Origin of the sequence: Rhodococcus sp. EPR-157, assembly GCF_001647195.1 — a bacterium.
Lineage (GTDB): Bacteria > Actinomycetota > Actinomycetes > Mycobacteriales > Mycobacteriaceae > Rhodococcoides.
The window spans coordinates 1-25,371 of record NZ_LVCV01000556.1 but is presented as its reverse complement, the minus strand read 5'-3'; the positions used below and the strand labels follow the sequence as shown (position 1 = coordinate 25,371).

26 protein-coding genes are annotated in these 25,371 nt (G+C 63.6%); 6 read left to right on the top strand and 20 right to left on the bottom strand.

The window, feature by feature from the left end:
• The coding region (locus A2J03_RS24630; protein ID WP_197480946.1) for a 3-hydroxyacyl-CoA dehydrogenase family protein at positions 1 to 896 on the top strand (896 nt) is incomplete at its 5' end.
• Between the two features lie 139 nt (positions 897 to 1,035).
• Here the strand turns inward: A2J03_RS24630 and A2J03_RS24625 are convergent.
• The 15 genes from A2J03_RS24625 to A2J03_RS24555 all read right to left on the bottom strand — a co-directional run bounded on the left by A2J03_RS24625 (position 1,036) and on the right by A2J03_RS24555 (position 14,998).
• Complete coding sequence (locus tag A2J03_RS24625; protein ID WP_197480945.1) at positions 1,036 to 1,716, bottom strand: GntR family transcriptional regulator; 681 nt, start codon at positions 1,714 to 1,716, stop codon at positions 1,036 to 1,038.
• 82 nt (positions 1,717 to 1,798) lie between these two features.
• On the bottom strand, positions 1,799 to 2,971 hold the full coding sequence (locus tag A2J03_RS24620; protein WP_068379299.1) for a cation:proton antiporter: 1,173 nt from the start codon (positions 2,969 to 2,971) through the stop codon (positions 1,799 to 1,801).
• A 33-nt stretch (positions 2,972 to 3,004) separates the two neighbouring features.
• Positions 3,005 to 3,487, bottom strand: coding sequence for a cation:proton antiporter regulatory subunit (locus A2J03_RS24615; RefSeq protein ID WP_068379296.1), 483 nt, complete (start codon positions 3,485 to 3,487; stop codon positions 3,005 to 3,007).
• Between the two features lie 50 nt (positions 3,488 to 3,537).
• Positions 3,538 to 3,852 (bottom strand): integration host factor, actinobacterial type, encoded by a 315-nt coding sequence (gene mihF / locus A2J03_RS24610; protein WP_026347388.1) that lies wholly within the window; start codon positions 3,850 to 3,852, stop codon positions 3,538 to 3,540.
• A gap of 235 nt (positions 3,853 to 4,087) precedes the next feature.
• Positions 4,088 to 4,558, bottom strand: a complete 471-nt coding sequence (locus tag A2J03_RS24605) for a hypothetical protein (protein ID WP_068379293.1) — start codon at positions 4,556 to 4,558, stop codon at positions 4,088 to 4,090.
• A complete protein-coding gene (locus tag A2J03_RS24600) occupies positions 4,555 to 5,760 on the bottom strand; it encodes an MlaD family protein (protein ID WP_068379290.1) in 1,206 nt (401 codons plus the stop codon). The genes A2J03_RS24605 and A2J03_RS24600 overlap by 4 nt, the downstream gene beginning before the upstream one ends.
• The gene (locus tag A2J03_RS24595) at positions 5,757 to 6,776 is read right to left on the bottom strand and encodes an MCE family protein (protein WP_068379287.1); all 1,020 of its coding nucleotides are present in this window, start codon (positions 6,774 to 6,776) and stop codon (positions 5,757 to 5,759) included. Before A2J03_RS24595 ends, A2J03_RS24600 begins: the two co-directional genes overlap by 4 nt.
• Positions 6,773 to 7,846: an MCE family protein gene (locus A2J03_RS24590; protein ID WP_068379284.1), complete on the bottom strand. Its 1,074-nt coding sequence runs from the start codon at positions 7,844 to 7,846 to the stop codon at positions 6,773 to 6,775. The genes A2J03_RS24595 and A2J03_RS24590 overlap by 4 nt, the downstream gene beginning before the upstream one ends.
• Positions 7,843 to 8,853: an MCE family protein gene (locus tag A2J03_RS24585; protein WP_068379281.1), complete on the bottom strand. Its 1,011-nt coding sequence runs from the start codon at positions 8,851 to 8,853 to the stop codon at positions 7,843 to 7,845. The genes A2J03_RS24590 and A2J03_RS24585 overlap by 4 nt, the downstream gene beginning before the upstream one ends.
• Complete coding sequence (locus tag A2J03_RS24580) at positions 8,850 to 9,833, bottom strand: MCE family protein (protein ID WP_231912703.1); 984 nt, start codon at positions 9,831 to 9,833, stop codon at positions 8,850 to 8,852. Before A2J03_RS24580 ends, A2J03_RS24585 begins: the two co-directional genes overlap by 4 nt.
• A 29-nt stretch (positions 9,834 to 9,862) precedes the next feature.
• Positions 9,863 to 10,999, bottom strand: coding sequence for an MCE family protein (locus tag A2J03_RS24575; RefSeq protein ID WP_068379275.1), 1,137 nt, complete (start codon positions 10,997 to 10,999; stop codon positions 9,863 to 9,865).
• Positions 10,996 to 11,859, bottom strand: a complete 864-nt coding sequence (locus A2J03_RS24570) for an MlaE family ABC transporter permease (protein ID WP_082898069.1) — start codon at positions 11,857 to 11,859, stop codon at positions 10,996 to 10,998. The genes A2J03_RS24575 and A2J03_RS24570 overlap by 4 nt, the downstream gene beginning before the upstream one ends.
• On the bottom strand, positions 11,859 to 12,668 hold the full coding sequence (locus tag A2J03_RS24565) for an MlaE family ABC transporter permease (protein WP_068379271.1): 810 nt from the start codon (positions 12,666 to 12,668) through the stop codon (positions 11,859 to 11,861). The genes A2J03_RS24570 and A2J03_RS24565 overlap by 1 nt, the downstream gene beginning before the upstream one ends.
• Before the next feature lie 3 nt (positions 12,669 to 12,671).
• Positions 12,672 to 14,216 carry a fatty-acid--CoA ligase FadD5 gene (gene fadD5 / locus A2J03_RS24560; RefSeq protein ID WP_068379268.1) on the bottom strand — a complete coding sequence of 515 codons (1,545 nt, stop codon included), beginning with the start codon at positions 14,214 to 14,216 and terminating at the stop codon, positions 12,672 to 12,674.
• A complete protein-coding gene (locus A2J03_RS24555) occupies positions 14,213 to 14,998 on the bottom strand; it encodes an enoyl-CoA hydratase-related protein (RefSeq protein WP_068379265.1) in 786 nt (261 codons plus the stop codon). Before A2J03_RS24555 ends, fadD5 begins: the two co-directional genes overlap by 4 nt.
• Before the next feature lie 235 nt (positions 14,999 to 15,233).
• On the opposite strand from A2J03_RS24555, the gene A2J03_RS24550 reads away from it, so the two are divergent.
• A complete protein-coding gene (locus A2J03_RS24550) occupies positions 15,234 to 16,520 on the top strand; it encodes a TetR/AcrR family transcriptional regulator (RefSeq protein ID WP_082898068.1) in 1,287 nt (428 codons plus the stop codon).
• Here A2J03_RS24550 and A2J03_RS24545 read toward each other — a convergent pair.
• Positions 16,514 to 17,458, bottom strand: coding sequence for a DUF808 domain-containing protein (locus A2J03_RS24545; RefSeq protein ID WP_068379262.1), 945 nt, complete (start codon positions 17,456 to 17,458; stop codon positions 16,514 to 16,516). The genes A2J03_RS24550 and A2J03_RS24545 overlap by 7 nt on opposite strands.
• A 94-nt stretch (positions 17,459 to 17,552) precedes the next feature.
• Between A2J03_RS24545 and A2J03_RS24540 the strand changes: the two genes are divergently transcribed.
• Entirely contained in the window at positions 17,553 to 18,608 is a 1,056-nt protein-coding gene (locus A2J03_RS24540) for an alpha/beta hydrolase (protein ID WP_082898067.1), read from the top strand.
• Here A2J03_RS24540 and A2J03_RS24535 read toward each other — a convergent pair.
• On the bottom strand, positions 18,558 to 19,493 hold the full coding sequence (locus A2J03_RS24535; protein WP_068379259.1) for an oxygenase MpaB family protein: 936 nt from the start codon (positions 19,491 to 19,493) through the stop codon (positions 18,558 to 18,560). The two genes, A2J03_RS24540 and A2J03_RS24535, sit on opposite strands and share 51 nt — an antisense overlap.
• Positions 19,494 to 19,497: 4 nt before the next feature.
• Positions 19,498 to 20,994 carry an aldehyde dehydrogenase family protein gene (locus A2J03_RS24530; RefSeq protein ID WP_068379255.1) on the bottom strand — a complete coding sequence of 499 codons (1,497 nt, stop codon included), beginning with the start codon at positions 20,992 to 20,994 and terminating at the stop codon, positions 19,498 to 19,500.
• A 161-nt stretch (positions 20,995 to 21,155) separates the two neighbouring features.
• On the opposite strand from A2J03_RS24530, the gene A2J03_RS24525 reads away from it, so the two are divergent.
• Both A2J03_RS24525 and A2J03_RS24520 read left to right on the top strand, forming a co-directional pair.
• Positions 21,156 to 22,298 (top strand): acyl-CoA dehydrogenase family protein, encoded by a 1,143-nt coding sequence (locus A2J03_RS24525; RefSeq protein ID WP_068379252.1) that lies wholly within the window; start codon positions 21,156 to 21,158, stop codon positions 22,296 to 22,298.
• Positions 22,295 to 23,008, top strand: a complete 714-nt coding sequence (locus tag A2J03_RS24520) for a GntR family transcriptional regulator (RefSeq protein WP_269455244.1) — start codon at positions 22,295 to 22,297, stop codon at positions 23,006 to 23,008. Before A2J03_RS24525 ends, A2J03_RS24520 begins: the two co-directional genes overlap by 4 nt.
• Positions 23,009 to 23,072: 64 nt before the next feature.
• Here A2J03_RS24520 and A2J03_RS24515 read toward each other — a convergent pair whose 3' ends face one another.
• On the bottom strand, positions 23,073 to 23,690 hold the full coding sequence (locus tag A2J03_RS24515) for a TetR/AcrR family transcriptional regulator (RefSeq protein WP_068379302.1): 618 nt from the start codon (positions 23,688 to 23,690) through the stop codon (positions 23,073 to 23,075).
• A gap of 86 nt (positions 23,691 to 23,776) precedes the next feature.
• Between A2J03_RS24515 and A2J03_RS24510 the strand changes: the two genes are divergently transcribed.
• Positions 23,777 to 24,595 carry an oxygenase MpaB family protein gene (locus A2J03_RS24510; RefSeq protein WP_068379249.1) on the top strand — a complete coding sequence of 273 codons (819 nt, stop codon included), beginning with the start codon at positions 23,777 to 23,779 and terminating at the stop codon, positions 24,593 to 24,595.
• A gap of 81 nt (positions 24,596 to 24,676) precedes the next feature.
• On the opposite strand, the gene A2J03_RS24505 is transcribed toward A2J03_RS24510, so the two are convergent.
• A partial coding sequence (locus A2J03_RS24505) for a molybdopterin dinucleotide binding domain-containing protein (protein ID WP_331712396.1) occupies positions 24,677 to 25,371 on the bottom strand: 695 nt, incomplete at its 5' end.

Sequence of the window (25,371 nt, the reverse complement as noted above, 5' to 3'; positions counted from 1 at the left end):
AGCAGAAGGTCTTCCAGGAGATCGAGGATCTGGTCGATCCGACCGCGCTGCTCGGTTCCAACACCTCGACGCTGCCCATCACGAGCCTCGCTCAGGGTGTGAAGCGTCAGGAAGATTTCATCGGGATCCACTTCTTCTCGCCCGTCGACAAGATGCCGCTCGTGGAGATCATCCGCGGCGACAAGACGTCGGACGCCGCGTTGGCGAAGGCATTCGACCTGGTGCAGCTCATCAAGAAGACCCCGATCGTCGTCAACGACAGTCGCGGATTCTTCACCTCGCGCGTCATCGGCACGTTCATCAACGAGGCCATCGCGATGCTCGGTGAGGGCGTCGAGCCGGCGACCATCGAGCAGGCAGGTCTGCAGGCCGGATACCCGGCAGCGCCGCTGCAGCTGTCCGACGAGCTGACGCTCAACCTGATGCAGAAGATTCGCAAGGAGACCTACGACGCGCTCGTTGCTGCGGGTCAGACCCCTCCCGAGGATCCGGCGGGTGCGGTCATCGACAAGATGGTCGACGAGTTCGAGCGTCCATCGAAGACGAAGGGTGCGGGCTTCTACGAGTACGCGGACGGCAAGCGCACCGGCTTGTGGCCCGGACTGCGCGATGCCTTCAAGTCGGGTTCGGCGGACGTTCCGTTCGAAGACCTCATCGAGCGGATGCTGTTCATCGAGGCCATCGAGACCCAGAAGTGCTTCGACGAGGGTGTCCTGAACACCACCGCTGACGCCAACATCGGCTCGATCTTCGGCATCGGCTACCCCGCCTGGACCGGTGGCGTGCACCAGTACGTCGTCGGCTACAAGGGTGGTCAGGCAGGGTTCGTCAAGCGTGCCGACGAGCTCGCAGCGAAGTACGGTGAGCGTTTCACCGCCCCGGATTCCTTGCGCTGACTGCAAGTTCGGTAGGGGCGCTCCGCGCCCAGTGGCGCGGTTGAGTGCACTCCAATGCACTTAACCGTGCCACTGGCGGCGGAGCCGCCTCTGGCTTTCGGCGGCGGAGCCGCCACTGGCTTTTTCTCTGTTTCTGCGACTAAGCCCCGCGGTGGGCGATGAGCCTCTCGGCTCCGTCGGTGAATTGCTGCCGCATCAGCGTGCACGCCCGCTCGACGTCGCCGATGCGGAGTGCCTCGATCAGCTCCTCGTGATTTCGTACCGCCGCTCGCCCCCACGTCGGATCGGACGCGTACAGCCGCGTCGGCGTATACCGGGTCGCGTTGTTGAGGAACCACGCCAGCTTGTTCGCGTTGGTGAGCCGGTTGAGCACCCGGTGGAACTCGAACTCGCTGAACTCGACTTCCTCTGCCTGCCCCTTCTCGACCGCGGCGGACAGAGATGCGTTGAACGATTCGAGCTCCGAAATCACCTCGGCGGTAATTTTCGGGGCCGCACGCCGTACGAGTTCGACGGCAATCTGCCCCTGCAACCAGAAGATGTCGACGATGTCTTCCGGGGTCAGCGGCGACACGACGTATCCGCGGTGCGGGACCAGCTCGACCATCCCCTCACCGCGCAGTGTCAGTAGTGCCTCCCGCACCGGGGTGACGCTGACCCCGAGCTCGGCTGCAGTCTCGTCGAGCCTGATGTAGCTACCCGGAAGAACTTCGCCGGACATGACCATGTGCCGAACATGGTTTGCGACGTCCTCGGACAGCTGTGGGCGTCGGCGCAGAGCGGATTCGCCTTCCGATGAAGAGCGACGCCGCTGAGTCATATCGGTCAGCAAATCACACGGGTGGTGTGCCATGCAGGCGGCGCCCCGAGAGCGGATGGATGCGATCGGCGTGACGCCGCATTCATAGGGAGGGCTTCGGGCCGATGACCGTCCGTGCCAGCGGCTCCACCACGCGCGCTGCCACCGGCCCCAGTACCGCCATGAGCAGCACGTAGGCGGTGGCCAATGCAGCTAATTCGCCTTCGACCGCCCCTGCGGCGACCGCGAGGCCCGCGATGACGATGGAGAACTCGCCGCGCGCGACCAGCGCTGCGCCCGCTCGCAGACGGCCAGGCAGCCCGATCCCCTGACGCCCCGCCGCCCAGGCTCCAGTCAGCACCTTGGTGAACGTGGTGACGACGGCGAGCACGATAGCCCAGCCCAGGACCGGGGGGATGGTCGCCGGGTCGGTTGCCAGGCCGAACACGACGAAGAACATCGCCGCGAACAAATCACGCAGGGGTTCGAGCACACGGGTGGCGTTCATGGCCGTCGACCCGGAGATCGCGATTCCAAGGAGGAATGCACCCACCGCCGCGGACACCTGTAGTTCGGACGCGATGCCGGCGACGAGCAGCGCCGCACCGAGGACATTGAGCAGCATCACTTCGCGGTCCTGGCTGTCCAGCAGTGCCGAGACGAATCTGCCGTACCGTAGCGCCACCACCAGCACGATGGTGACCACCAGCAGCGAGACAGCGAGGGCTTCGAGCCCACCGAGTAGACCGGCCCCCATAAGCACTGTCGTCAGGATCGGCAGGTACACGGCCATCGCCAGGTCCTCGAACACAAGGATCGACAGCACCACCGGTGTTTCACGGTTGCCGAGCCGTCCGAGATCGGTGAGGACCTTGGCGACGATGCCGGAGGACGAGATGTACGTGACGCCGCCGAGAACCAGCGCTCCGACGCCACCCCACCCGAGCATCAGGCCGACGACGGCTCCCGGTGTGAAGTTGAGAACGATGTCGACAATTCCCGCCATCCACGATCGCCGGAGGCCGGTGACGAGTTCCGTGGCGGTGTATTCGAGCCCGAGGAGCAGAAGGAGCAGGACGACACCGATTTCGCTGGCAAGTTCGGTGAATTCGTCGATGCCACCGAGCGTGAGGACACCACCGTTGCCGAAGGCAAGTCCGCCGAGTAGGTAGAACGGGATCGGTGAGACGCCGATCTTGCCGGCGACGCGCGCGAGGATTCCGAGTGCGAAGAACACTGCGCCGAGCTCGGTCAACGCAAGTGCGCTCTCCGCCATCGGTCGACCCCGTCTCTTCTCGCCCCGTCCGTCTCAGTTGTTGCCGAGAATTTTGGTGGCTGCGTCGAGACCGTCGGCTGTGCCGACAGCGACCAGCAAGTCGCCTGCAATAAGCGTGAAGTCCGGTTTTGGTGATGGTTGCACCTGACCCGCGCGCATCACCGCAACGATGGAAACGCCGGTTCTGGTGCGCATGGTGGTGTCGCCGAGAGCTCGACCGTCGTACCGCGAACCTTCGCGGATCGGGAGCTGGCGGGTGTTGATGCCGGGGAGATCGCGATGCTCTTCCCCGAGTTGAGCAATGAGTTGCGGCGTGCCGAGCAGATTGCCCAGCGCCGCCGCTTCCTCATTGCTCAAGGTGATGGACGCCTGTGTTGCGTCAGGGTCATCTTTGCGCGACACGATGAGCTCGTTCGCGCCGTCCTTACGGGTGATGACTCCGATGCGGCGCCCGGATGCGAGGGCGAAATCTTTCCGCACCCCGATCCCGGGCAGCAGGGTCACTTCGACGTTCATGGGGAAATGCTAGCCCCGTCGAGTGTGACCTGTACCGCACAAGCCCTGTATCAGGACGCGACGGCCGCCAGCAGCGCTTCGCGCTGGTTCGCGCCGAGGCCGCCGATGCGGCGGGTATCTGCGATGGACAGCTGCTCGAGCAGCTGTGCGGCGCGCACCGAACCGACACCCGGAAGTGCCTTGATCAGGGCGGACACCTTGGTCTTCTTGACGATTTCGTCGTTCTCGGCCTTCGCGAGAACGTCAGCGACGCTGAGCTCGCCGGACTTGACGGCGGCCAGCAGCTTCGACCGGGCGGTGCGCGCCTCGGCAGCCTTGGCCAGAGCCGCGGTGCGCTGTTCCGGAGTCAATACTGGTAAAGCCATGGCCTTATCTCCTCGATAGTGGTGACCCGTCGCTTTGGTGACATGGTCGGGACCCTCTTGCATCGTGCCTGGTGGCTCCGACAATCTTTTCGAACGACACGCATGTCATTCGAACTGGAGCCACCGTACCTTCTCAGTCAGGCTACGTGCTTTGTGATTGGGGGTGTGCCCCGACCAGCACTTCGGCCTTCTCGGCAGGCCTGCGATCATGTCACTGTCCGTCCTCGCAGCCGTCTCACCGGGGCTCCGCTGAGGCAAGTAACCATCGATCGCCGACGCGCTCGAGACCGATCACCATGCGCGAGGAATCGGTGCGGCCGTCGGGTACCGACAGGTTGCGGACCTCCTGATCGAGGAACACCGCGACGAGTGCATTTCGGTCGTCCATTTCGACGATCCCTGCGGTGACAACGTGTCCCGTCGAGGAGCCCTGCCCGCTCGTCAGCAACCCCTGAAGTTTCCCGGACACGTCGCGGTACGTCTGCGCGAACTCGTCGGTGGATACGGCCGTGACGCGGTCGAGGTTTGCGCCCGAGTCGTCGAAGTCGTACGTCGCGAGTTCCTCGGTGAACTGCGTCGCCGACGCCAATGCCGTCGCCCGTAGGTCGTCGAGCTTGCGGTCTCCCAGGTGGAGGTAGCCGAGAACGGCCACACCGGTTGCGAGAGCAAGGATCACGAGCGCGGCCACGATCTTCCGTACGGTCACTTCTGCACTCCTTCCAGGAGCTTCTTCCAGTAGTCGAGCGCCTCCACCCCGGTCGGGATGAGAAGGGGATCGTCGACGACAGGTGGCCCGGTGACGTTGCCCGGCGAGGTCGCGCCCGATAGACCGAGATCGTTCGGTCGTGGGGCGTTCGCAGAACCTCGCTGCGCGAGGTCGTCCCCGGGTGGGCAGTAGAGCGACAGGTCGGGATCGCGCGGAGATTCGTCGCCGACGGTTCGGCGCTCGGTGTCGTACCAGCAGACCGGGCCCTGGGTGGCCACGAGCGTGAAATCTCCACGGTCGCCGTGCACGATGGACGTCAGCTTCTCCAGAGTTTCCGGCGTGGTCGTCAGGAATGCAGACAGCGCGGGTGTGCGGTCCCCGAGCGCATCGGTGACGGTCACGAGGTTGGTCATCAACGCGCCGACGGTCCCGCGCGTGTCGTCGAGCAGTCGACTGGTTGCGAGGAGCGCGTCGGGTGATCGATCCACGAGATAGATCAAGGACGGCTGCTGCGCGAGAAGCTGCTGAGTGACGTCCCGTGTCGCTGCGGCCGCGCCGGCGACGCCGTCCGCCTGTGCCGCGGCGGCGTCGAGCATCGGCAGCGAGGAATCGACGATGTTCGCGAGCGCCGGGGCGTGGGACTCGAGCAGGAGACCGAGCGTGTGCACGTCGTCGAACAGTTGATTCAGCGCGGCGCCCGTGCCGGTGAGCGCGGTTCCGACGGTCTCGCTCAGAGTCGTGATGGACTCGGGGTCGATCGAGTCGGCGAGCGTTGCCATCTGCGTCAACAATTCGTCCAGCTGTAGCGGGTGAAGCTCGGGCGGGACGTCGAGTGTGTCGCCGTCTGCGAGAAACGGACCATCCGCGGTGCTGGGCATGATGTCCAGGCTCATGATTCCCAGTGCGTTGCTGGTGGTGACCTTCGCCGTCGATCCGACGGGTATCCGTGTGTCTGGATCCAGCGCGAGATGGGCATTCGCGCCGTGTGGCGTCACAGAGATGTCGGTGATCGTGCCGACCGCGACACCGCGATACGTGACGCCCGCGCCGACGCCGAGGTTCATCGCGTCGGTCATCGGTGCGACCACGTCGATCGATCCGCGAAGAGACTGCGAGCCGAGCGCATAGTTGCTGCCGACGACCACAGCGAGGACAGCAGTGACGACGAACAACACCAGCTGAATCCGCACGCCCCTGCTCATGCGGGTCCCCCCGGCACGAGCAGTTCCTGCAGTGTCGCGGGAACGTCGGCGACGCGTCCGCCCGTCATCAGCTCTCCGACCGTCTCCGGTAGGTCGAGGGCGCCGTCGAAGACGAGGTAGTCGCCATGGACTGCGCCGTTGAAACCGTCGATGAACTGGTTCATGTTGGCGAGCGTCGGAGTCACCGAATCGTTGAATCCCTGAATCGAATTCACGATGTCGGCGAGATCGTGCACGCCCGTCGTGAGTCGATCCTGATCGTCCACGAACAGATCCTGCGCCGACGATGCCAACGACGAGGTGGACTCGAGAATCGAGGCAATGTGGTCTCGCTGGCGTACGAGCAACTCCATCGTCGGCGCAGCCACCGTGAGACCGGTGTCGAGCGCAGCCCTGTTGTCCGCCAGCGTCGCAGACACCGCCCCCGCCGCGGCAAGTACCCGATCGAATTCGCCTTGGTGATCAGCTGCGTTCGCGGCAATTCTGTTGGCGCTGCGCAGAAGGTCGCGAATCTCCGGGCCGCGGCCACCGAAAGCGTTGTTGATCTCGGTCATGACCGTCTGGAGCTGGTCGAGTCCGCTGCCGTTGAGGACCAGACCCAGAGTGGCGAGAGATGATTCGAGTTCCGGTCCGATGGCGGTGTTGTCGAGAACAGCACCGTCGGTCAACGTGTGCTGGGCAGGATCCTGCGGAAGCGTCAGCCGTACATAGGGTTCCCCCAGTGCCGACGGCAATTCGAGCGAGGCGGTCACGTCGGCGGGTAGTGGAACCGACCGGGACAGACTCAGTCCGACAAGCGCGTGGGTGCCGTCCGTCGACAGGTCGTGTACCCGTCCCACCAGTTGCTGGCCGACCCTGACCTCGGTGCCGAGCCGGATGCGGTCGGCGCGAGGGAAATTCGCGACGACGTGATAATCGTCGCCCTCGGCCGATCGGCCGATGGGTAGCTGGCCGAGTCCGAGACCGCATCCGGAGAGAAGGAGGCAACTCGCGATCAGTGGGACCAACTGTCTCATCGCCCTCCTCCCAACAACTGCGCGAGCCCGAGTGGATTCGAGGTGCTGATCGGAACAGAGATCGGATTGGTGATACCCGCTCCGGTGCATATCGGCAACGCCAGTTCACGACACAGTGGGACGGCGACGGCGAACTGGTCCAGGTCGGTCGAGACGTTCAACCGGATTCGAGCGCGCTGGTCATCGCCGATGGTGTTGCCGATGTTCTCCATCATGAGCGGAAGCAGGTCCACGAGTTCGGCGAACTGTGCATCCTGGGCGGCGAACTGCCCGGTCAGTGTGCTGGCGTTCTGCAGCACCGCACGGAGGTCTTCGCCCCGGTCGACCAACAGACGGTCGAGGTGATCGAACATCGAGCGCAGTTGCGCGATGGGTTCGCCGATGTCGAGGTCCTGCTGCTGTATCTCAGCACCCAGCTGCGACAGGGAATCGGTCACCGACTCGACGGCGCCTTGACGGGAGGCGACGGCACCGATCAGTCGGTCGATGTTGTCGATGAGGCTGCCGAGTTCCTCGCTGTTTCCGCCGACCACGGCTGTCGCTCGTGAGATGTTGCCGATGGCATCGTTGATCTCCGGCCCGAGGCCCACAGTCCCGTCGGCGACGATGTCCAGTGCGGACCCGATCCCGCTCGAGCCTGCGGAGGGCTGTGTGCCGAGGGCGCTGGCGACGGTGTTCACGCTCTCCAAGAGCTGATCCCAGTTGATCGGTGAGCGGTTGCGCTCGACGGGGATCACCGCCTCGCCCAGAGTCGGACCGCCCCGGTATGCGGGCCCGAGTTCTACGAAACGGTCACTGATTACCGACGGATTCATGACGAACGCTCCCGCATCCGCTGGGATGTCGACTCCGGAGGCCACGCTCATCGTGACTCGGACCGACGTTCCCTGAGGGTCGACTGCATCCACCGTGCCGACCGGAACACCGAGAACATGCACGGGGCTGCCCGGGTAGATTCCGTTGATGTAGGAAAAATCCGCTGTGACGGTGATGCTGTCGTCGGAGGCGAAGAAGACGAACCAGGCGCTGACAACGGACCCGACGGCGACGAGGGCTGCGAGAATCTTCATCCGCTGCACCCCTGCATCCCGGGAGCGGAGCCTGCTGGGTCACCGTCGAATATGCCCAGTGCGCAGAGCAGGTTGTCGGGCAGCGGCCCGGCAGGGGCCGAGACATCGACCCAGTTCCCGTTTCCGGTGGCATCGGTGACGGCTCGGAGCCCAGCTGGGAGCGTCGTCAGCAGAGTGTCGATGTTGCGTCCGTTTCGGTCGAGTGTGTCGGTGACAGAGCGCATGTCGATGAGAAGCTCATCGAGTTCGGTGGCGTTGCCATCGAGGAAGACCGTCGCCGATTCGACAACCGTGCGCAGGTCGGTCACCAGGGCGCTGATGGCATTTCGCCTATCCGACAACGTCTCGAGAACCAATCGCGCGTTGCCGAGCAGTATGCCGATCGATTCGCTTTCGGCCGCGACCGACGTGGTGAGCGATGTCGCGGCTTCGAGCAGACGGGCAATCTTCTCGTCGTTGCGTGCCAACATCGCCGAGGCGGCGCTGACGCCGGTGAGCGCGTCGGACACGACGGCACGATCCGAGGGCACTGTCTCGCGCAGGGTGGATACCATCGACGCGAGCGCTGTGACGTCGAGTTCGGTGGCGACCGACTGAACCTTTGCGCCGATGTCGTCGAGCGAGTAGGGGACGGAGGTGCGCTCGGTCGGAATGGTGCTGTTGTCGCCGACGGACCCGGTGCCGTCGGGGACGACGTCGAGATACCGCTTGCCGAGGATGGTCCTGAGCTTCACAGCGGCGGTGGTGCGGTGCCCCAGCGTGCGGTCGCGGTCGAGTCGGAAGTGCACGTCGACGTGGTCGCCCGCAAGGTCGATGCTGTCGACGCGACCCGCAGGGACACCGGCGACGAACACCGGATCGGATGCCGCCAATCCTCCTGCGTGGGCGAATTGAGCTGTGTAGGAACTGGTTCGAACCAGATACCATCCTTGCGGAACAAGCAGGGCGGATGCAAGAAGTGCAATGACAGCCACAATTCCGATCGACCCGAGACGTGCGGTACTCATCGGCAGATCTCCGTGTGCGTGCCGCCGAAGATGTTCACCTCGGCATCACCGGCCTTCAGGGTGAAATTGCAGGTGTACAGATTCAGCCAGCCGCCGTAGTCACCCAAATGGTTGATCGACTGTGCCAGTTCGGGGAGCACCGTCATGGTCCGATCGAATTGCGCTGTCTCGGGAATCCATGAACGAGTGGTCGCGGTCAGATCGGTGACGGTCCGGTCGAGCGAATCGGATGTGCTCGTCAGGAGGTCGGCAAGAGCATGTACCGCGCCGGAGCCGTCGTCGAGCACGGTGATCACGGCGGCGTTTCGGTCGGCGACGACCTGGCTCATCTCGGTCAGCCCGATGATCAGTCGGGTGATGTCGCCTCCGCGCGAATCCATCACCTGTAGAACCGAATCGAGGTCGGTGATCAGATCGTTCAGAACCTGTTCGTTGTCTGCCAGGGCATTCGTGACGGACGCGATATGGCGAAGCAGCGAGTCGACGGTTGCTGCCTCGCCGCTGAATGCATCCGTGATGGAGCGAGCCAACGCATTGACCTGTGCCGGTTCGATGGCGTCGAACAGGGGTTTGAAGCCGTTCACCAGCGCAGTCAGGTCTACCGGCGGTGAGGTGCGATCGATCGGAATGCTGTCGCCATCGTCGAGTGTTCCGGCCGGATCATCCGGAGTCACCAAGGCGAGGTACCGTGCGCCGAGCATGTCGCCGTACCGAATCGCGGCGGTGACGTTGGCGGCGATCGGCACCGACTTCTGGACGTCGAACGTGACGACGGCAGTGGATCGTGAACCGACGGTGGTGAATTCCACGCCGCCGACCTTGCCTATCCTGACCCCCGCGAGGGTGACGTCGTTGCCGGCACGCAATCCTTCGACTCCGGTGAACTCGGCTGTGTGTGTCGTCGTGTCCCCGGCCACCGGGACACTGAGCGTGTTGGTGACGACGATCGTGGACAGAATCCCGGCCGTCGTGAATGCCATGAGTGCGAACAGTGGGCGTCGTAGCGAGGTCACCGGATCCTCACTTCCGTGCCGCGGAGCAGGGGAGCGAGCAGTATCGTGCTGGCCGGATTCAACGGTTGCGGGGTTGTGGTTGCGGTGTCCTGAATTTCGGCCAACGCGCAATTCGGACCGTCGAGTCCGGGGTACTTCGGGCAGTGCGCAGCGGTATACGGTAGCGGCGAGGAGAAGTCGGGGACAGCGGTGATGTCGAACCGGCCACTCGCGAAGATCCTCGCACCGGCCGCTCCGAACGGCTCGAACATGTCGAGGGTCGCGCCCAGCCCCGAGGAGTTCTCCGCGGTTGTCCTCAGCACCGGTGCACCGTTGTGGATCACTGTGATCGAGTTCGACGTGTTCTCCTGGGCGGCAATCGACGCCGAATTGCCAAGTGTTGCTGCGTTGGTCAGCAGATTTTCGACTCCGCGAGATCGGGCGAGCATGGTCTGCGAGAGAGTCGTCGTCGCCTCGACGGTGGCAAGGATATCGGGCGTTGCCTCCGCGAGGGCCTCGGCGAGTGTGCGCGTCTGTGGAGTGTGATCGATGACCGACTGTGCGCGAGGTTCGAGCACCGCGGTGAGCGAAGCAAGCCGATCGATCGTGGCGCCGAGACTATCGCCCCGGCCCCGCAGGGCAGTGCTGCTCTCGGTGAGGGCGATCTGTGCCTTGGCCGGTTCGAGGCGCTCCAGCAGGCCCGTGACGCGACGGTAGACCTCGCTCAGCTGAACTGCCTCGGTCGATGTATCCATCGCCAGTTCGTCACCGGACGCAAGTTGGGCGGGATCGGATCCGTCGTCGACGAGCCGTAAGTACACATCTCCGAACAGAGTTCGAGGTACGACCCGCACCATCGAGGATGCGGGCACATCTGTGGCGTCGATCCGCATCGTCACCGTCGATCGTTCGATACCGCTGTCGATATCGACGACTGTTCCGACCTGAACCCCGTTGTACTGCACACTGATCTCGCCGATCAGCAATCCGGCGGAAGCTGGGATATCGACATGCACGGCGGTACCACGGTCGAAAGCGCCACCGCCGTAGGCGACAGCGGCGACAGCGGCCGCGACGATCACCACGCTTGCCGTGATTCCGCGAACGACGAGGGAAGCGCGGTTCGGCCCGAGCCTCCGCGGGGGAGCTGTCACGATGCACCGAGTCCAGGAACCGTGGGAACGATTCCCCACAGCACGAAGGTAAGGAAGACGTCGGTGATTCCGATCGCGAGGATGGAGGTGCGCAGTGCTCGCCCGGCGGCCCGGCCGACTCCCTCCGGACCACCAGAGGCGTGAAAACCGTAGGAGCAGTGCACGAGTGCAACGATGATGGCGAATACCGCGGCTTTGACGACCGAGTAGATCAGGTCCGCCGGAGTGAGAGCCAGGTGAAAGTAGTAGTCGTAGGTTCCTGCCGAACTGCCGCCGAATGTGACGACCACCAAGCGTGTTGCGACGAACGTCGAGATCAGGCCGACCATGTAGATCGGCACGATGCAGACTACGGCTGCGATCACTCGTGTCGTGGCAAGAAAGGGAATCGGACGTACGGCCATCGAGTCGAGTGCGTCGATCTCGTCGGAGATGCGCATTGCTCCGAGCTGCGCGGTGAATCCGGTGCCGACCTTGGCGGCAAGGGCGATGCTGGCGATGACGGGTGCAAGTTCACGGGTGTTCGCGATGGCAGACAGCAAGCCGGACAACGACGTCAACCCGATCAACTCGAGACCGCGGAACGTCTCGACGCCGACCATCATTGCGGCGACGGCGGACATTGCAAAGACAATTCCGATCGTTCCCCCACCCGCGAGCAGCGAGGCGTACCCGAAGCTGACTTCACCCACATGCTGCGCCACGTGCTTGGAATACCGCCGCAGTGTGAAGGGAATGGCCGCGACGGTCTCGGCGAAGAACGTCATGTGACGGCCCAGTTCGGCGAATGCCGTGGTGGCAGCGCGGCCTCGCCTCTTCAGGCGATGAAGGCTGTCCGAGCCTCTCAGCACGTAGGCCATCAGTAAGTCCCGACCGCGGGCACGACGACCGCATAGAGTTGGGAGAGAACGGTATTGACCACGAACACCATGACGAACGCGAGCACGACGGCCTCGTTGACGGCGTCGGCGACACCGCTCGGACCGCCCTTGGCGTGCAGACCTTTGAACGACGCGATCAGCGTCGATGTCACCGCAAAGCACACCGATTTGACCATTGCCATCACGAAGTCGGACACCCGCCCGTACTCGCTGAACGTGGCGAGGAACGCACCCGCGGATTGATCGGCGACGAAGACCTGATAGAAGAAGCAGGCGCCGACGCCGACGGCGGTGACCATGCCGCACACGACCACCGCGACGAACATCGACGCGATGAGCCTGGGGACGACGAGACGCTCCACGACATCGAGGCCCATCACCTCCATCGCAGCTATTTCCTCGCGGATGGTTCGCGAGCCCAGGTCTGCGCAGATCGCCGAGCCCGCGACTCCTGCCAGCATCAACGCACAGACGAGCGCTGCAGCCTGACCGACGACCACGAAGGCGACGACGGCACCGGAGTAGGCACCGGCGCCCAATCTTCCGGCGAGTGAGCCGACCGAGACTGCGATCAGTACCCCGATCGGGAGCATCAGCAACAGAGCCGGAACGGTGCACACCCGTGCGACGAACAATGCTTGCGTGACCGTCTCTTCGAGAGACAACCGTCGTCGCAAGATCGTGGTGACTGTCCGCGACAATGCCGTCACCGAGAACGCGAGTAGGCCGCCGACCTGGTTCGCGAGATCGCGCGCCGGCGATGTGGCGGTGGGAAGTTCGAAACTCACCGGTCAGGCGGGCGTGGTCGAATGCGATTGACGCAGAGCAACCTTCACGACCTTACCGCTTGCGTTTCGGGGGAGCGCATCGACGATGACGAGCTCCCGTGGGTGCTTGAAGCGCGCCAGGTGATCACCGAGCCATACGACGAGTTCGTCCAACGTGAGGTCTTCGGAATCCTTCAGTGCTACCACGGCGACCGGTACTTCGCCCCACTTGTCGTCGGGACGTCCGATGACGGCTGCTTCGAGAATGCGTGGATGCCCGAACAGTACGTTTTCGACCTCGGCGCAGTAGACGTTCTCACCGCCCGAGATGATCATGTCCTTCTTGCGATCGACGACGAACACGAACCCCTCGTCGTCCTGACGGACCAGATCGCCGGAGTGGAACCAGCCGCCGTGGAACGCGTCGGCGGTGCCGTCCGGGTTCTCCCAGTATCCCTGCATCAGAGTCGGCCCGCGATAGACGATTTCACCGATCTCGCCGGGCGCGACATCGTTCATCTCGTCGTCGACGACGCGTGCCGCAATCGTGGGGATGACGCGCCCTACCGAACCCAGTTTGCGTAGAGCATCCTCGCCGTCGAGCACACAGGTGATGGGCGACATCTCGGTCTGGCCGAACACCGCCACGTTCTGTGCATTCGGGAACGTCGCGGCCATGGCCTCGAGCACGGTGTCCGACGCCGGGGCCGCACCCCACGAAATGACTCTCAGGTTCAGGTCTCGAGGGTTGCGTGATTGCTCGGCGCACATGGCCTGCCACTGCACGGGAACCAAGAACAATGTGGTGACGCGCTCGGCGGCGAGCACGTCCAGGAGGGTTGCCGGATCGAATGCGCCGACCGGATACACGACGGTCGGGATACCCAGTTGCAGGCTCGGCGCCAAGCTGCCGAGAGCGGCGATGTGGAACATCGGTGACGCGCAGAATCCGACCTCGTCGATTCCGTGCATCTGCAGCGCCCGAATGCAGGTCAATGCTTGGGCTTGCATGTTGGCATGCGTCAGGACGGCGCCCTTCGGCCTGCCGGTGGTACCCGAGGTGTACATGATGAGCGCGGGGGCGTCGTCCGGGACGTCCACGGGCTCCGCAGGCTCGGAGTCGGCGAGAAGAGCCTCGTACTCCTTGCCGACGACTATCTTCTCGGTGAGGGAATCCACCTGTGCGACTACGGCATCGGCGAGCGGTGACAGTGTCTCGTCGGTGACGAGGAGGCGCGAGCCGCTGTTCTGTGCCAGGAACGCGACCTCGGGCGGTGTCATGCGGAAGTTCACCGGAACCGCCAGTGCGCCCAACGCATTGATTGCCAGCACAGCCTCGAGGTACTCGGGGCGATTGAGCATCAGAATCAGTACGCGGTCGCCGAAGCCGACCCCTCGTCGGCTCAGGACGCCGGCAAATCGATCGACACGATCGGACAACTCCGACCAGGATGTCGACGCGCCCTGAAAGCGCAGGGCGACGGCATCCGGCTGCATCAGCGCGTGGCGTCGTACCTGGTTGTTCCAGTTGTTGCGGCGAGAACGCTGTGGTTCGTACAACACGGTCATGCCCCCTTCTTCTGCGGCGACGCGAGTGCAGCTACCCGCTGCATGAACTCAGGTGATGTAAGCAATTCGATCTGTCCCTCGGTTTCTCGGCGCAGCGCATCGTCGAGAAGCGCCAGCGTCGAATCGGTGATGGATCTCTTGGTCAGTTCGAGGGCTCGCCGAGGGCTACGGACGAGCCTCGCGGCCACCGCGTCGACGCGGGTTCCGAGCTCGTCGGCGGGCAGAACGTCGTTGATCAGGCCGACTGCGAATGCCTCCTCGGCCGGCATCCGCTCCGCGAGAAGCATGAGCGCGTTGGTTCGCGCGCGTCCGATCGCCGCCGGAACGAGCAGACTGCTCGCCCCGTCGGGCATGAGACCGATCTTGCTGAAGGCGAACAGGAAATATGCGTCCTCGCTCGCGTAGATCAAGTCCGATGCCAATGCCATCGACGCACCGATCCCGACTGCCGGGCCGTTGACCTGCGCAATGACGGGCACCGGGCAACTGGTGATCGCGCGGGCCAATGCTCCTGCACGGTGCATCGTATGTTCGGCTGCCTGCCGCGCCTCGGCGTCGCTGGCGGGTGTGGCGGTAGCAAGTTCGACGACGTCGGCGCCGGTACTGAAGGAGCCTCCGCTACCGGTGAGCACTACGACGCGAACATCAACGTCGTCGAACTCGAATGCCGCGATCAGCGCTGCGCACGTGGCGTCGTCGAGCGCATTCATATGCGACGGTCGATCGACGGTGACGCGGAGAATGCCGTCGGAGAGTTCGGTTCGAAGTCCTGGAGCTGTCATGGTGCAGCCGTTTCGGTCGGAGTTGTGCGATGTTGTGCGATCAACGCGAACACGAGCGATATGCGAATTGCCGCTAACTTAGCACTCGAATCATCGTTGATGTCAAGGAATCCATGACATTCATCGAACTCGTGCGAGTACATTCGCCGAGACATACTTTGCGGTCGACGATGAAGCAATGGTCTGCGGGTAACCTGGCCGAGGGGCGCAGGTGGCGAACGAGAGAGGTGGAACCATGACCGATGCCGGATGTGGGATAACCTCGAATCACTCCGCAGGCTCCACTCCTGCCCTGCCCGGTCATTCCGCAGGCTCCACTCCTGCCCTGCCCGGTCATTCCGCAGGCTCCACTCCTGCCCCCCGCCGGCGGCCCAAGGATCGTAAAGCTCAGATCCTGACCGCCGCGGCCGAGGCATTCAGCGAACGCGGGTATCACGCCGTGGGGATCGACGACATCGCGGCAACACTCGATATCTCGGGGCCCGCGCTGTATCGACACTTTCCGACGAAGTACGCGCTGTTCGTGCACACGGTCATGGGGCTCTCCGGAACATTGCTCACTGCAACAGATCTCGAATTCGATTCCGAGGATCCGCGCGAACGGCTCGACGCCGTCATGATGGCGATCATCGACACCACCATCGACAATCGACGTACCGGTGGGTTGTATCGATGGGAGGGGCGCTACCTCGCTCCCGCGGACCGGCTCGCGCTGCGGCGCTCGGTCACGATACTGAACCAGCGTGTTCGCACTCCGCTGATGCAGTTGCGTCCGGAACTATCGGAGGCGGACGCGTCGACCGTTGCGGCCGCTGCGATCAGTGTGGTCGCCAGCATCACCGCGCATCGGTCGGTATTGTCCGCCAAGCAGATCGAATCGCTGCTGCTGTCCACGGTTCGTGGCGTTCTAGCAGTGAATTTGCCGGAGCTCACCGATGGTCCACCGGCGGATATATCCACCGGCGGATACGAGTCGAAGAGAGAAGAGTTGCTTCACGAGGCAATTCGGCTGTTCTATCGCCACGGCTACCACAGCGTGAGTATCGAGGACATCGGTGCCGCCGCAGGAATCAACGCGTCGAGCGTGTACCGGTACTTCGCCAGCAAGTCCGATCTTCTTGCCGCCGCGTTCCAACGCGCAAGCGACGGGTTGACGGTGGCGCTCGACGAGGCGTTCGCGCAGTCGACGACTACCGAGGATGCGATCGAGACTCTCGTCGATCTGTATCTCGAGTTGTCCTTCGAGCGAAGCGAACTCATGGCCGTGTATTTCGCGGAGATCGGCAATCTGCCCAAGGAACAGCGTTCCGCGCTGCGCAATCTGCAGCGGTTGAACATCGAGAAGTGGGCGCAACTGCTCAGCGACGCGCGCCCCGACATCACGGCGGTGCAGGCGAGGTTCCTGGTGCACGCGGCCCTGGGGTTGGTATTCGACATGGGCCGCCTCGTACACTTCGATCTCTCGCCTGGCCCGGCGGGTCGGGTGCGTCAGCTGATGCTCACAACTCTGATGGGTCAGTGAGCGGCAGCTCTTCGCTTGTCGAGAATCTTGGTTACACCCAGCTGCGCGACGACGACCAGGGCGCCGACGATCAAACCCAGCAACGCCGACGCGAGCGTGTTGACTATCCACGCAAGGATCGAACCGATTCCGGCGATGTCGCGTACGGCCTCTTCACCGTGGTGGACCAGTTCGTAGAGCGGATGGAATCCGAGTTCGTCGATCCCGACGAGAAGGATGTGGCCACCCACCCACAGCATCGCGGCGGTGCCGACGACGCTGAGAACCGACATGACCTTCGGCATCGCCTTGACCAGACCGCGACCGAATTTCTCGACTATCCCTGACGATTTCTCCGCGAGGCGAAGTCCGATGTCGTCCATCTTCACGATCAGTCCGACGACGCCGTACACGACGATGGTGATGACGACAGCGACGACCGCAAGAATGATCAGCCGATTCCAAAAGCCCTCGGATGCAATCGTATCCAACGCGATGACCATGATCTCGGCCGACAGGATCAGGTCGGTGCGCACCGCACCGGAGACGACGCTGTCCTCGTCCTTGGGCTCGTCGGCGGCCTCTGCATGGTGTGCGCCGTGCCCGAAGATGACACCCCAGATCTTGTGGACTGCCTCGTACGCGAGGTAGCAGCCGCCGAGCATCAGGATCGGCGTCAAGAGCCAGGGGAGGAACTGACTCAGCAACAGTGCGATCGGGAGGATGATCAGCAACTTGTTGCGGAGCGAGCCGATCGCTATGCGCTTGATGATCGGCAGTTCCCGTTCGGCGGCGAGGCCGCGTACGTACTGCGGCGTTACCGCGGCGTCGTCGATCACGACGCCCGCGGCCTTGGCCGTCGCCTTGCCCGTTGCTGCCCCGACGTCGTCGATCGAGGCCGCTGCGAGTCGCGCGAGCGCGGCAACGTCGTCCAACAAGGCAACGAGTCCACCCGCCATCACTGGCCTCCTGAATTTGTCATGAGCATTTCAATGAACGATACCGCTTGCTTAGGTAATGCTTTGGTCAAGTCGAATTGTTAGCATGCGTCATATGATGCTGACCCGAAAGAAGGTCCTGGGGCTGTCCGTCGCGTTGCTCGTGGCGGTGGGAGGTGCGACTGCGAATGCCGCGCCGATCAACGTCCCGTGGTCACCCGATGCAGCGGCCGACAGCGAGATCGAATTCGAGTCCGACGGGACCACCTACTACGGAAGCATCCGCGAAGCGGTCGGTGAACGTCGAGGCGCCGCGCTGATACTCCCGGGCAGTGGGCCGATCGATCGCAACGGCAACTACGTCGACGGCGGCATCACGCCGAACACGCTCGCGTACGTCGCCGAGGTACTGGCCGAACGTGGCGTCACCACGTTGCGTTTCGACAAGGTCGGAAGCGGACGAACCGGCTTCGACCCGGCCGACCCGCCCAGTTTCATCGAGCAGGTAGACGGAGCCCAAGCCGCAGCCGAATTCCTCACCGACCACACCGGAATTCGCGGCGACGACTTCGCGGTGTTCGGACACAGCGAAGGTGGCCTCACCGCGCTGGCACTGACCGAACGCATCCCCGATATCGGAAAGCTCGGACTGCTCGCGCCGCTGTCCCTTCGATACTTCGATCTTCTTCATGCACAGCTGAACCGCAATTTCGACGCGGCCGTCGCCTCGGGGCAGCTCCTCCCGGCTGACGCCGATGGACTGCGTGGCCGTCTGGACGAGACTATCGCCGCGTTGCGTGCGGGGCGTTCGCTGCCCTATCCGGACGACGAGGTGCTGGCCGCGGTCGGGTTCAGTGGAAGCAACGCGCAGTTCCTTGCCGAAGCGGACGCGGTGGATCCGGCGGCTGTGGCGCAGACTCTTCCACCGGGTACCGATGTGCTGCTGACGTGCTCCGAGAAGGATCTCAACGTCTCGTGCGGGCAGACGGACCGACTGTTCGACGCGCTCGCCGGGACCGACGTCGACTACGCGCGGTTGATCAACGCGTCGCACATGCTTGCGGAGTTGGGGCCGTTGCCGGCCACCGGCCTCGACATCAACGTTCCGCTGCCCCTGTCGTCAGAGTTTCGCGGGGTGCTCGACGGCTGGGCGGGTAAGGCTTTCGGCTGACGTCTCCGACGAGTAGGGGCAGTTCAGGGCGCCCAGGTCCTTCGGACGGTAGTTGCCCGGGTAGCCGGGGTAGGTCTTGTTCTTGGCGTCGTCGGTGCTGCGCGAGTGTTTACGCGTAGGCAGGAAGCGCTCGCCTCGTGCTCGCAACCGCAAGCTTGCATCGGCCATGCGCCTCAGGCCGGGGGAGCCGGCGGGAAAGCCGAAGGCGGAGGCCATCCTGTCGTCCATCAGCGCGTAGACACCCTGTCGTACCGCTGGGTGCATGGCCGTGGGGAACCACGAGCAGAACAGCTCGAGGGTGTACGTGCCGACCTTGTGGTTGTCCTCGGTGAAGCGGAACGTGCGCTCCTCGTAGTCGAGCTTGAACTTCGCGAACTCGGTGAAAGACTCCGGAATGTTCTTGATACCCATCCGGATTCCGACTTCACGGTAGAAGTGGAAAGCCGCGAGGCGCTCGTTCGGGTGCAACCTGCGCCATCCGTAGCTGTCGATCCAGTCGATCGGTTCGTAGATGAACGTGGTCAGGACGTACAGCATGTCGTCGTTGTCGATGGCGTACTTCCCGTGCATTCGATTGACCGTGCGAAGCGCCTCGCGGCCACGTTCGGAGTCGTACCCGTGTTCGAGCATCTCGGCCATCAGAAGCGAGGTGTCGTCGTACCGCTTCTGTGGACGGTCCCGAAATTCGCCGGTCTTTTCGAGAAGCTCGGAAATGCTGGGCACACAATAGGTTCGGAACAGTGCAAACTCGAGCGACCGCGTGTAGTCCCACGGGAACTCGTAGCCTGCGGTGATGCGGTGGATAGTGTGACAGTCCGCCACCGGGTCCAGCTCTTCGATGCGTCGAAGCCAGCCGTAGCGGCCTCTTTTCGGCGTGATGTCCATGTCGTCAGCCTCGGCCGTGCCGCAGCTTGAGCATGAGCGCGGAGATCTTCAGATCGCGTGCTTTGCGCTGCATGGTCAGCAAGTTCAGGGGTGCCGCGAACTTCTGTACGGTAAGGGATTTGACGGTGCTGAATTCACGGAGACCGTCGGCGCCATGGATTCGACCGAAGCCGGAGTCGCCGGTACCGCCGAACGGAAGGGCAGGGATTCCAGCGAATCCGAGAACCGAGTTGACGGTGACGACACCGCAGTCGAGTTTGTCTGCCGCACGGCGGCCCGCAGCTGTGTCCTTGGTGAACACCGACGCGCCGAGACCGTACGACGACGCGTTCGCACGCTCGATACCTTCGTCGAGGTCGCGGACCTTGTTCACCACCACAGTGGGTCCGAACGTTTCCTCGGTGATGGCGGTCGAGTTCTCCGGCACGTCTGTCAGGATGACCGGGTCGATGTACGGACCGTGCAGCGATTCCAGTCCACCCAGTACCGCGCGCCCTCCCTTGGCAAGGGCGTCCTCGATCTGCGACCGGACGATGTCGCTCTGCTTGCCGAGCGTCATCGGGCCATACGACGAGGTAGCCGCGCCACCGGGTTTCAGTGCTTTCACCGATGTCGTGAGCTTGTTCACGAAGGCGTCGTACACCGGTGCTGCGACGTAGATGCGTTCCACTCCCGCGCATGTCTGACCGGCGTTGCCCATGGCGCCGAACGTCGCGAACTCGACGGCCGCGTCGATATCCGCGTCGGCGCCGACGAGCATGGCATCCTTGCCTCCGCATTCAGCGACAAGTGGAGTCAGCGATGCCGCACACGTGGCCATGACTTTCTTCGCTGTCGCGGTCGATCCGGTGAATGCGATCTTGTCGACGCCTGCGGTGCACAGTGCCGTCCCGGTCGACCCGTCGCCGGTGACGGTCTGAAACACCGGATGCGCCGCGGCGAGCGAATTCCACTTCTCGGCAAGCCAGACTCCGACGCCCGGGGTGAGCTCACTCGGCTTGAACACCACGGTGTTTCCCGCCGCGAGCGAGTACGCGATGGACCCCATCGGTGTGTAGAGCGGGTAGTTCCACGGTCCGATCACGCCTACGACTCCGAATGGCCGGTAGCCGACGAATGCCTGCTGGTTCGCGCTGATGAGGCCGGAGGACACCTTGCGCTGTTTGAGCACCTTCTCTGCATTTCGGGCAGCCCAGTCGATGTGTTCGACGCCCAACATGACCTCGAGCATCGCGTCCTCGGCCGGCTTGCCGCTCTCGGCGGCGATGACGTCGGCGAGGCTCTTGGCGTCCTTGGCGATGGCGCTCTTGAACTCGAGAAGCCACCGCTTGCGACCGGTGAAGCCCTGGACGTCCCACCATCTGGCCGCGGATCGGGCGCGTTCGACTGCCGCACGAACCTCGGTCTCGCCGTCGATGGGGTAGCTGGCGAGCACTGTGCCCGTCCGTGGATCGAGGCTGTCGAAGGTGCGAGCTTCTATCTCTACGACCTGGTCCGTCATGGGTGTGCATCCTCCGCAGGCTCGGTATTTCGATCAGTCCGATACATCGCATCACATATATTTGATGTGATTTACTGTTGTGAAGCTCACACTATGCGTCGTGACCTGTCGATGACAACCCCTATGGGCACCGACGGATCCCTCTACCGTCTGGAGCAACCATGAGTACGGACTTCACCCAGGAACAAGCGTCGTTCGCCAAGGCCGTCGCAGCATTCTGCGCGCGGGAGGCAGGGACCCGCGAACAGCGGGATGCGCTCACCGAACACGGCACGCACTCGCACAACCAGGCCCTCTACGAGAAGATGGCCGAACTGGGGTGGCTCGGGGCGACGATCCCCGAGGAGTTCGGCGGCGCCGATGGCAGCACGGTCGACATGTGCATTCTTCTCGAACAGGCGGCGAAGGGAATGGCTCCGATCGGCGGAATCGGACCCACGCTCATCACCGGAGCCGCGTACGAGAAGTTCGGTACCCCCACGCAGAAAGACGCAGTGCTCGGCGGAATCGTCGCCGGCAAGAGCTACTCGATCTCGATGTCCGAACCGGAGGCCGGTTCGGATGTCGGAAATCTGAGCTGCCGCGCCGAGAAGACGAGCGACGGGTGGCTGATCAACGGCCAGAAGACGTGGTGTTCCAACGCGCACTTCGCGGACCGGATCTTGTTGGTGGCCCGAACTGGCCGCGGTGAGGGCAAGCACGGGGGGATGACGATGTTCGATGTGCCCGCCGATGTGGACGGCCTCAGCATCGTCGGGATCGACACGATGGGCGGCAAGGAGGTCAACGACCTCTACTTCACCGACTGCGTACTGCCCGAGGATGCGGTTGTCGGAGTCGAAGGTCAAGGGTGGTCGCAGCTCATGACCGGGCTCAACATCGAGCGATTGATTCTGGCGGCGATGATGCTCGGGACCGCGCAGAGAGCATTCGACGACACTCTCCAGTTCATCACCCAACGTAAGCAGTTCGGCCGGCCAGTCGGAACTTTTCAGGCCCTCAGACACCGGGTTGCGGACCTCGCCACCGAGAGCGAATGCGGTCGATTGCTGGTCTATCACGTCGCCCGGCTCGTCGACGAGAACCCCGACAAGCTGTTCCCTCGGGAAGCGTCCATGGCGAAGCTGAAGCTCACCGAGACGGCCAAGAAGGTCGCGCTCGAGGGCATGCAGATGATGGGTGGGTACGGCTACGCCACCGAGTTCGACATGGAGAAGCACGTTCGAACCACGCTGGTGTCGTCGATCTACGGCGGTACCAACGAGATTCAGCGCGACATCATCGGCAAGACCTACGGGCTGTGACGGCACCGGAACTGGCGACGGAGGGTCCGGCGGTGAAAGGGCCGGCGGTGAAAGGGCTGAGGCGTCGACCGCAGTTGTCCGAGGACGTTGCCGCGCATATCCGCAGCCAGATCATGTCCGGGGTGCTACGACCCGGCGTGTTCGTGCGGATCGACGACACGGCTGTGGAACTGGGTGTCAGTGCCACGCCGGTGCGGGAGGCGCTGGTGTCCCTGCGTGGGGAGGGTCTCGTCGAGCAGGTGCCCAATCGCGGCTACCGCGTCGGGGAGCTGGACCGTGACGACATCGAGGACATCTTCTGGCTGCAGGGCGCCATCGCGAGCAAGCTGGCCCGCCGAGCGGCACGAGTGATCACCGAGTCGCAGATCGAAGAGCTGACAGGTCTCAATGCTCGGCTTCGTGAGGCCGTCGTGCACGCAAATCCCGATGCAGTCGAGACGTGCGTGTTCGAATTCCACCGGTTCGTCAACAGAGTCGCGGGCGGGCGAAAGCTGGCGTGGTTCCTCTACGGTGCGATTCGCTACACGCCGACCAAGCTGTACTCGGCGTCGGAGTCGTGGGGTCGAGAAGCCGTCGCCGGTCACGACGCGTTGATCGACGCCTTCGCGCGCGGGGACGTCGATGCCGCCGGTGAGCTGATGGGTCGGCAGTTCGCGGACGGGGCGGAGCATTTGGTCGCCTACCGCGAGCGGGTGGGACTTCGGTCCTAGCGCCACTGGTGCCTCCGGCCCCAGTGGCGCGGTTGAGTGCACCAGAGCGCGCATTGCCGCGCCACTAGGGCGACGCGTAAGGAGCGGCGGCCAGCAGCAGATCCGTGCACTGGGTGACAACGGCACCCTCGTCGAGATCGAGTTCGCCGCCGAGCCACGCCGTCAGTACCTGTGCGAAACCTCCTACGACGAAATGGGTTGTGAGAGCTTGCTGCCGGTTCGCGGAGGTGCCGTAGAACTGGTTGGCCTGGGCGGCAAGAAGGGCCGCGAACATCTTCGTCGACTCGGCTCGTTTCGCGGCCAGGACGTCGTTGCTCAACGTCGCCGAGAACAACACACGCCCGCGGCGTGGATCCTCGGCGACCGATCGAACGATGGCATGGACTGCGGCGTGGACGCGTTCGCGTTCGGTGTCGGCCGACGCGGAGACTGCGGCGAGGGCGGTCGTCGTGATGTCACCGATGACCCGGTCGTACACGGCTTCCATCAGCGCGTTCTTGTCGGCGAAGCTTTCGTAGAAATACCGCGAGGCGACTCCGGATCGGCGGCACACACCTCGCACAGTCAGCTCGGGTTCGGTCGTTCCCAGCAGGTCGAGACCCGCCTCGACGAGCATGCGACGCCGTTCGGCGACCCGGGCCGAGCCGTCGACTCCGCCGTAGGTCCGGGGTGATTCGGGCATGGACAACATCTTGACATCGTTCGTCGGACTCACCTAACGTCATCTGTACACGAACGTATGCAGATATCCGATCAGAAGGATTCGCCATGGCAGTCGACAACGAACTACTCCGGAAATCGATGACGGGTGTCGGTCTGCTCGCCGGCGGTGCCAACGTGATCATGCAGCTGGCGCATCCGGCGGTCGGGTACGGGGTGTACGAGAGCACGGTCGAGAGCGGCCAGATCAACCGGCATCCGGTGAAGAGAACTCGTACGACGCTGTCCTATCTGGCGGTAGCGGGGATGGGAGAGGACGACGTCAAAGCCGCGTACCGCAAGGCAACAAATCGTTCGCACGCTTCGGTGAAGTCCACCTCCGACAGTCCGGTGAAGTACAACGCCTTCGATCCGAACCTGCAGCTGTGGGTCGCGGCATGTCTGTACCGAGGGTTCGAGGACGTCCACAACGCGTTGTACGGCAAACCGGATGCGGAATCTCTCGACGAGATGTATCAGCGATGCCACGTGTTGGGTTCGACGCTGCAGATGCCGCGCGACATGTGGCCGTCCGACCGCGTCACGTTCGAAAAGTACTGGAACACAGCACTGAACGACGTGCACATCGACCCGACCATCCGAAAGTACCTCTACGGCATCGCGTCGGCGACGTTCGTCAAACCGAAAGTCCTACATCCGTTCATCGGCCCGTTCATGCGCTTCGTGACCGCAGGATTCCTGCCCGAGCGGTTCCGCGACGAGATGGAACTGCCGTGGGATCCGGTCAAGCAAAGGCGTTTCGATCGGCTGATGGGCGGCCTCGCAGTGGTGAACAGGTTCACGCCCCAGGTGATCCGGAACATGCCGTTCAACATTCTGCTGTGGGACGTCCGGACCAGGATCAAGCAGGGACGTTCGCTTGTCTGATCAGTGGCGCGGTTGAGTGCACTGGGGTGCACCTAACCGCGCCAGTGGGCCGGAGGGCCTCACCGCACTGGGCCGGAGGGCCTAACTGAGGTGATGCGGCTGCGGGTGCTTCTTGTGGCCTTCGTCCGAACGCATCTCGTCCTGGTGTCCGCTCTTCTCGGCGACTGCCGAGGTACCGGCCGGAACCAGTTGTATTACAACGGACTTCGACGTCGGGCAGTTGCTGTCCGTCGCGGTGGAATCGAGCGGCACCAGAGGATTGGTTTCCGGGTAGTACGCCGCTGCGCACCCGCGTGGAGTGTCGTACTCGACGATGCGGAAGTTCGACGCACTCCGGTCGACATCGTCGTCATCCCACTTCGTCACCAGGTCCACGAAGTCGCCGTCACGGTAGCCCAGCGCTGCGATGTCCTCGCGATGGACGAAGACGACGCGGCGGCCGCCCTCGATACCGCGATACCGGTCGCTCAGTCCGTAGATAGTCGTATTGAACTGATCGTGACTGCGGAGGGTCTGCAACAGCAGGTGCCCGTCGGGAACGTGCAGAACATCGATGGGCGAGGATGTGAATTCTGCTTTGCCCGAGGGTGTCTCGAACGTCCGTGAGTCCCGCGGCGGGTGCGGAAGAATGAAGCCGCCGGGCCGACGCACATTGACCTCGTAACCCTCGCAACCGCTGACGACGCGGGCGATGTGTGTGCGAATGTTGCGGTAATCCTCCCGCATGTCCTTCCAGTCGATGCCGTAGCGATCTCCCAGGGTCGCCTCGGCGATTC

Excerpts from the sequence above, each read along its gene's own strand:
- fadD5 (WP_068379268.1), bottom strand. The coding sequence starts at position 14,216 with ATGACCGTGTTGTACGAACCACAGCGTTCTCGCCGCAACAACTGGAAC.
- A2J03_RS24600 (WP_068379290.1), bottom strand. The coding sequence starts at position 5,760 with ATGAGCAGGGGCGTGCGGATTCAGCTGGTGTTGTTCGTCGTCACTGCT.
- A2J03_RS24585 (WP_068379281.1), bottom strand. The coding sequence starts at position 8,853 with ATGAGTACCGCACGTCTCGGGTCGATCGGAATTGTGGCTGTCATTGCA.
- A2J03_RS24540 (WP_082898067.1), top strand. The coding sequence starts at position 17,553 with ATGATGCTGACCCGAAAGAAGGTCCTGGGGCTGTCCGTCGCGTTGCTC.
- A2J03_RS24595 (WP_068379287.1), bottom strand. The coding sequence starts at position 6,776 with ATGAGACAGTTGGTCCCACTGATCGCGAGTTGCCTCCTTCTCTCCGGA.
- A2J03_RS24525 (WP_068379252.1), top strand. The coding sequence starts at position 21,156 with ATGAGTACGGACTTCACCCAGGAACAAGCGTCGTTCGCCAAGGCCGTC.
- A2J03_RS24530 (WP_068379255.1), bottom strand. The coding sequence starts at position 20,994 with ATGACGGACCAGGTCGTAGAGATAGAAGCTCGCACCTTCGACAGCCTC.
- mihF (WP_026347388.1), bottom strand. The coding sequence starts at position 3,852 with ATGGCTTTACCAGTATTGACTCCGGAACAGCGCACCGCGGCTCTGGCC.
- A2J03_RS24590 (WP_068379284.1), bottom strand. The coding sequence starts at position 7,846 with ATGAAGATTCTCGCAGCCCTCGTCGCCGTCGGGTCCGTTGTCAGCGCC.
- A2J03_RS24510 (WP_068379249.1), top strand. The coding sequence starts at position 23,777 with ATGGCAGTCGACAACGAACTACTCCGGAAATCGATGACGGGTGTCGGT.
- A2J03_RS24580 (WP_231912703.1), bottom strand. The coding sequence starts at position 9,833 with ATGGCATTCACGACGGCCGGGATTCTGTCCACGATCGTCGTCACCAAC.
- A2J03_RS24535 (WP_068379259.1), bottom strand. The coding sequence starts at position 19,493 with ATGGACATCACGCCGAAAAGAGGCCGCTACGGCTGGCTTCGACGCATC.
- A2J03_RS24615 (WP_068379296.1), bottom strand. The coding sequence starts at position 3,487 with ATGAACGTCGAAGTGACCCTGCTGCCCGGGATCGGGGTGCGGAAAGAT.
- A2J03_RS24555 (WP_068379265.1), bottom strand. The coding sequence starts at position 14,998 with ATGACAGCTCCAGGACTTCGAACCGAACTCTCCGACGGCATTCTCCGC.
- A2J03_RS24545 (WP_068379262.1), bottom strand. The coding sequence starts at position 17,458 with ATGGCGGGTGGACTCGTTGCCTTGTTGGACGACGTTGCCGCGCTCGCG.
- A2J03_RS24515 (WP_068379302.1), bottom strand. The coding sequence starts at position 23,690 with ATGCCCGAATCACCCCGGACCTACGGCGGAGTCGACGGCTCGGCCCGG.
- A2J03_RS24625 (WP_197480945.1), bottom strand. The coding sequence starts at position 1,716 with ATGACTCAGCGGCGTCGCTCTTCATCGGAAGGCGAATCCGCTCTGCGC.
- A2J03_RS24550 (WP_082898068.1), top strand. The coding sequence starts at position 15,234 with ATGACCGATGCCGGATGTGGGATAACCTCGAATCACTCCGCAGGCTCC.
- A2J03_RS24570 (WP_082898069.1), bottom strand. The coding sequence starts at position 11,859 with ATGGCCTACGTGCTGAGAGGCTCGGACAGCCTTCATCGCCTGAAGAGG.
- A2J03_RS24620 (WP_068379299.1), bottom strand. The coding sequence starts at position 2,971 with ATGGCGGAGAGCGCACTTGCGTTGACCGAGCTCGGCGCAGTGTTCTTC.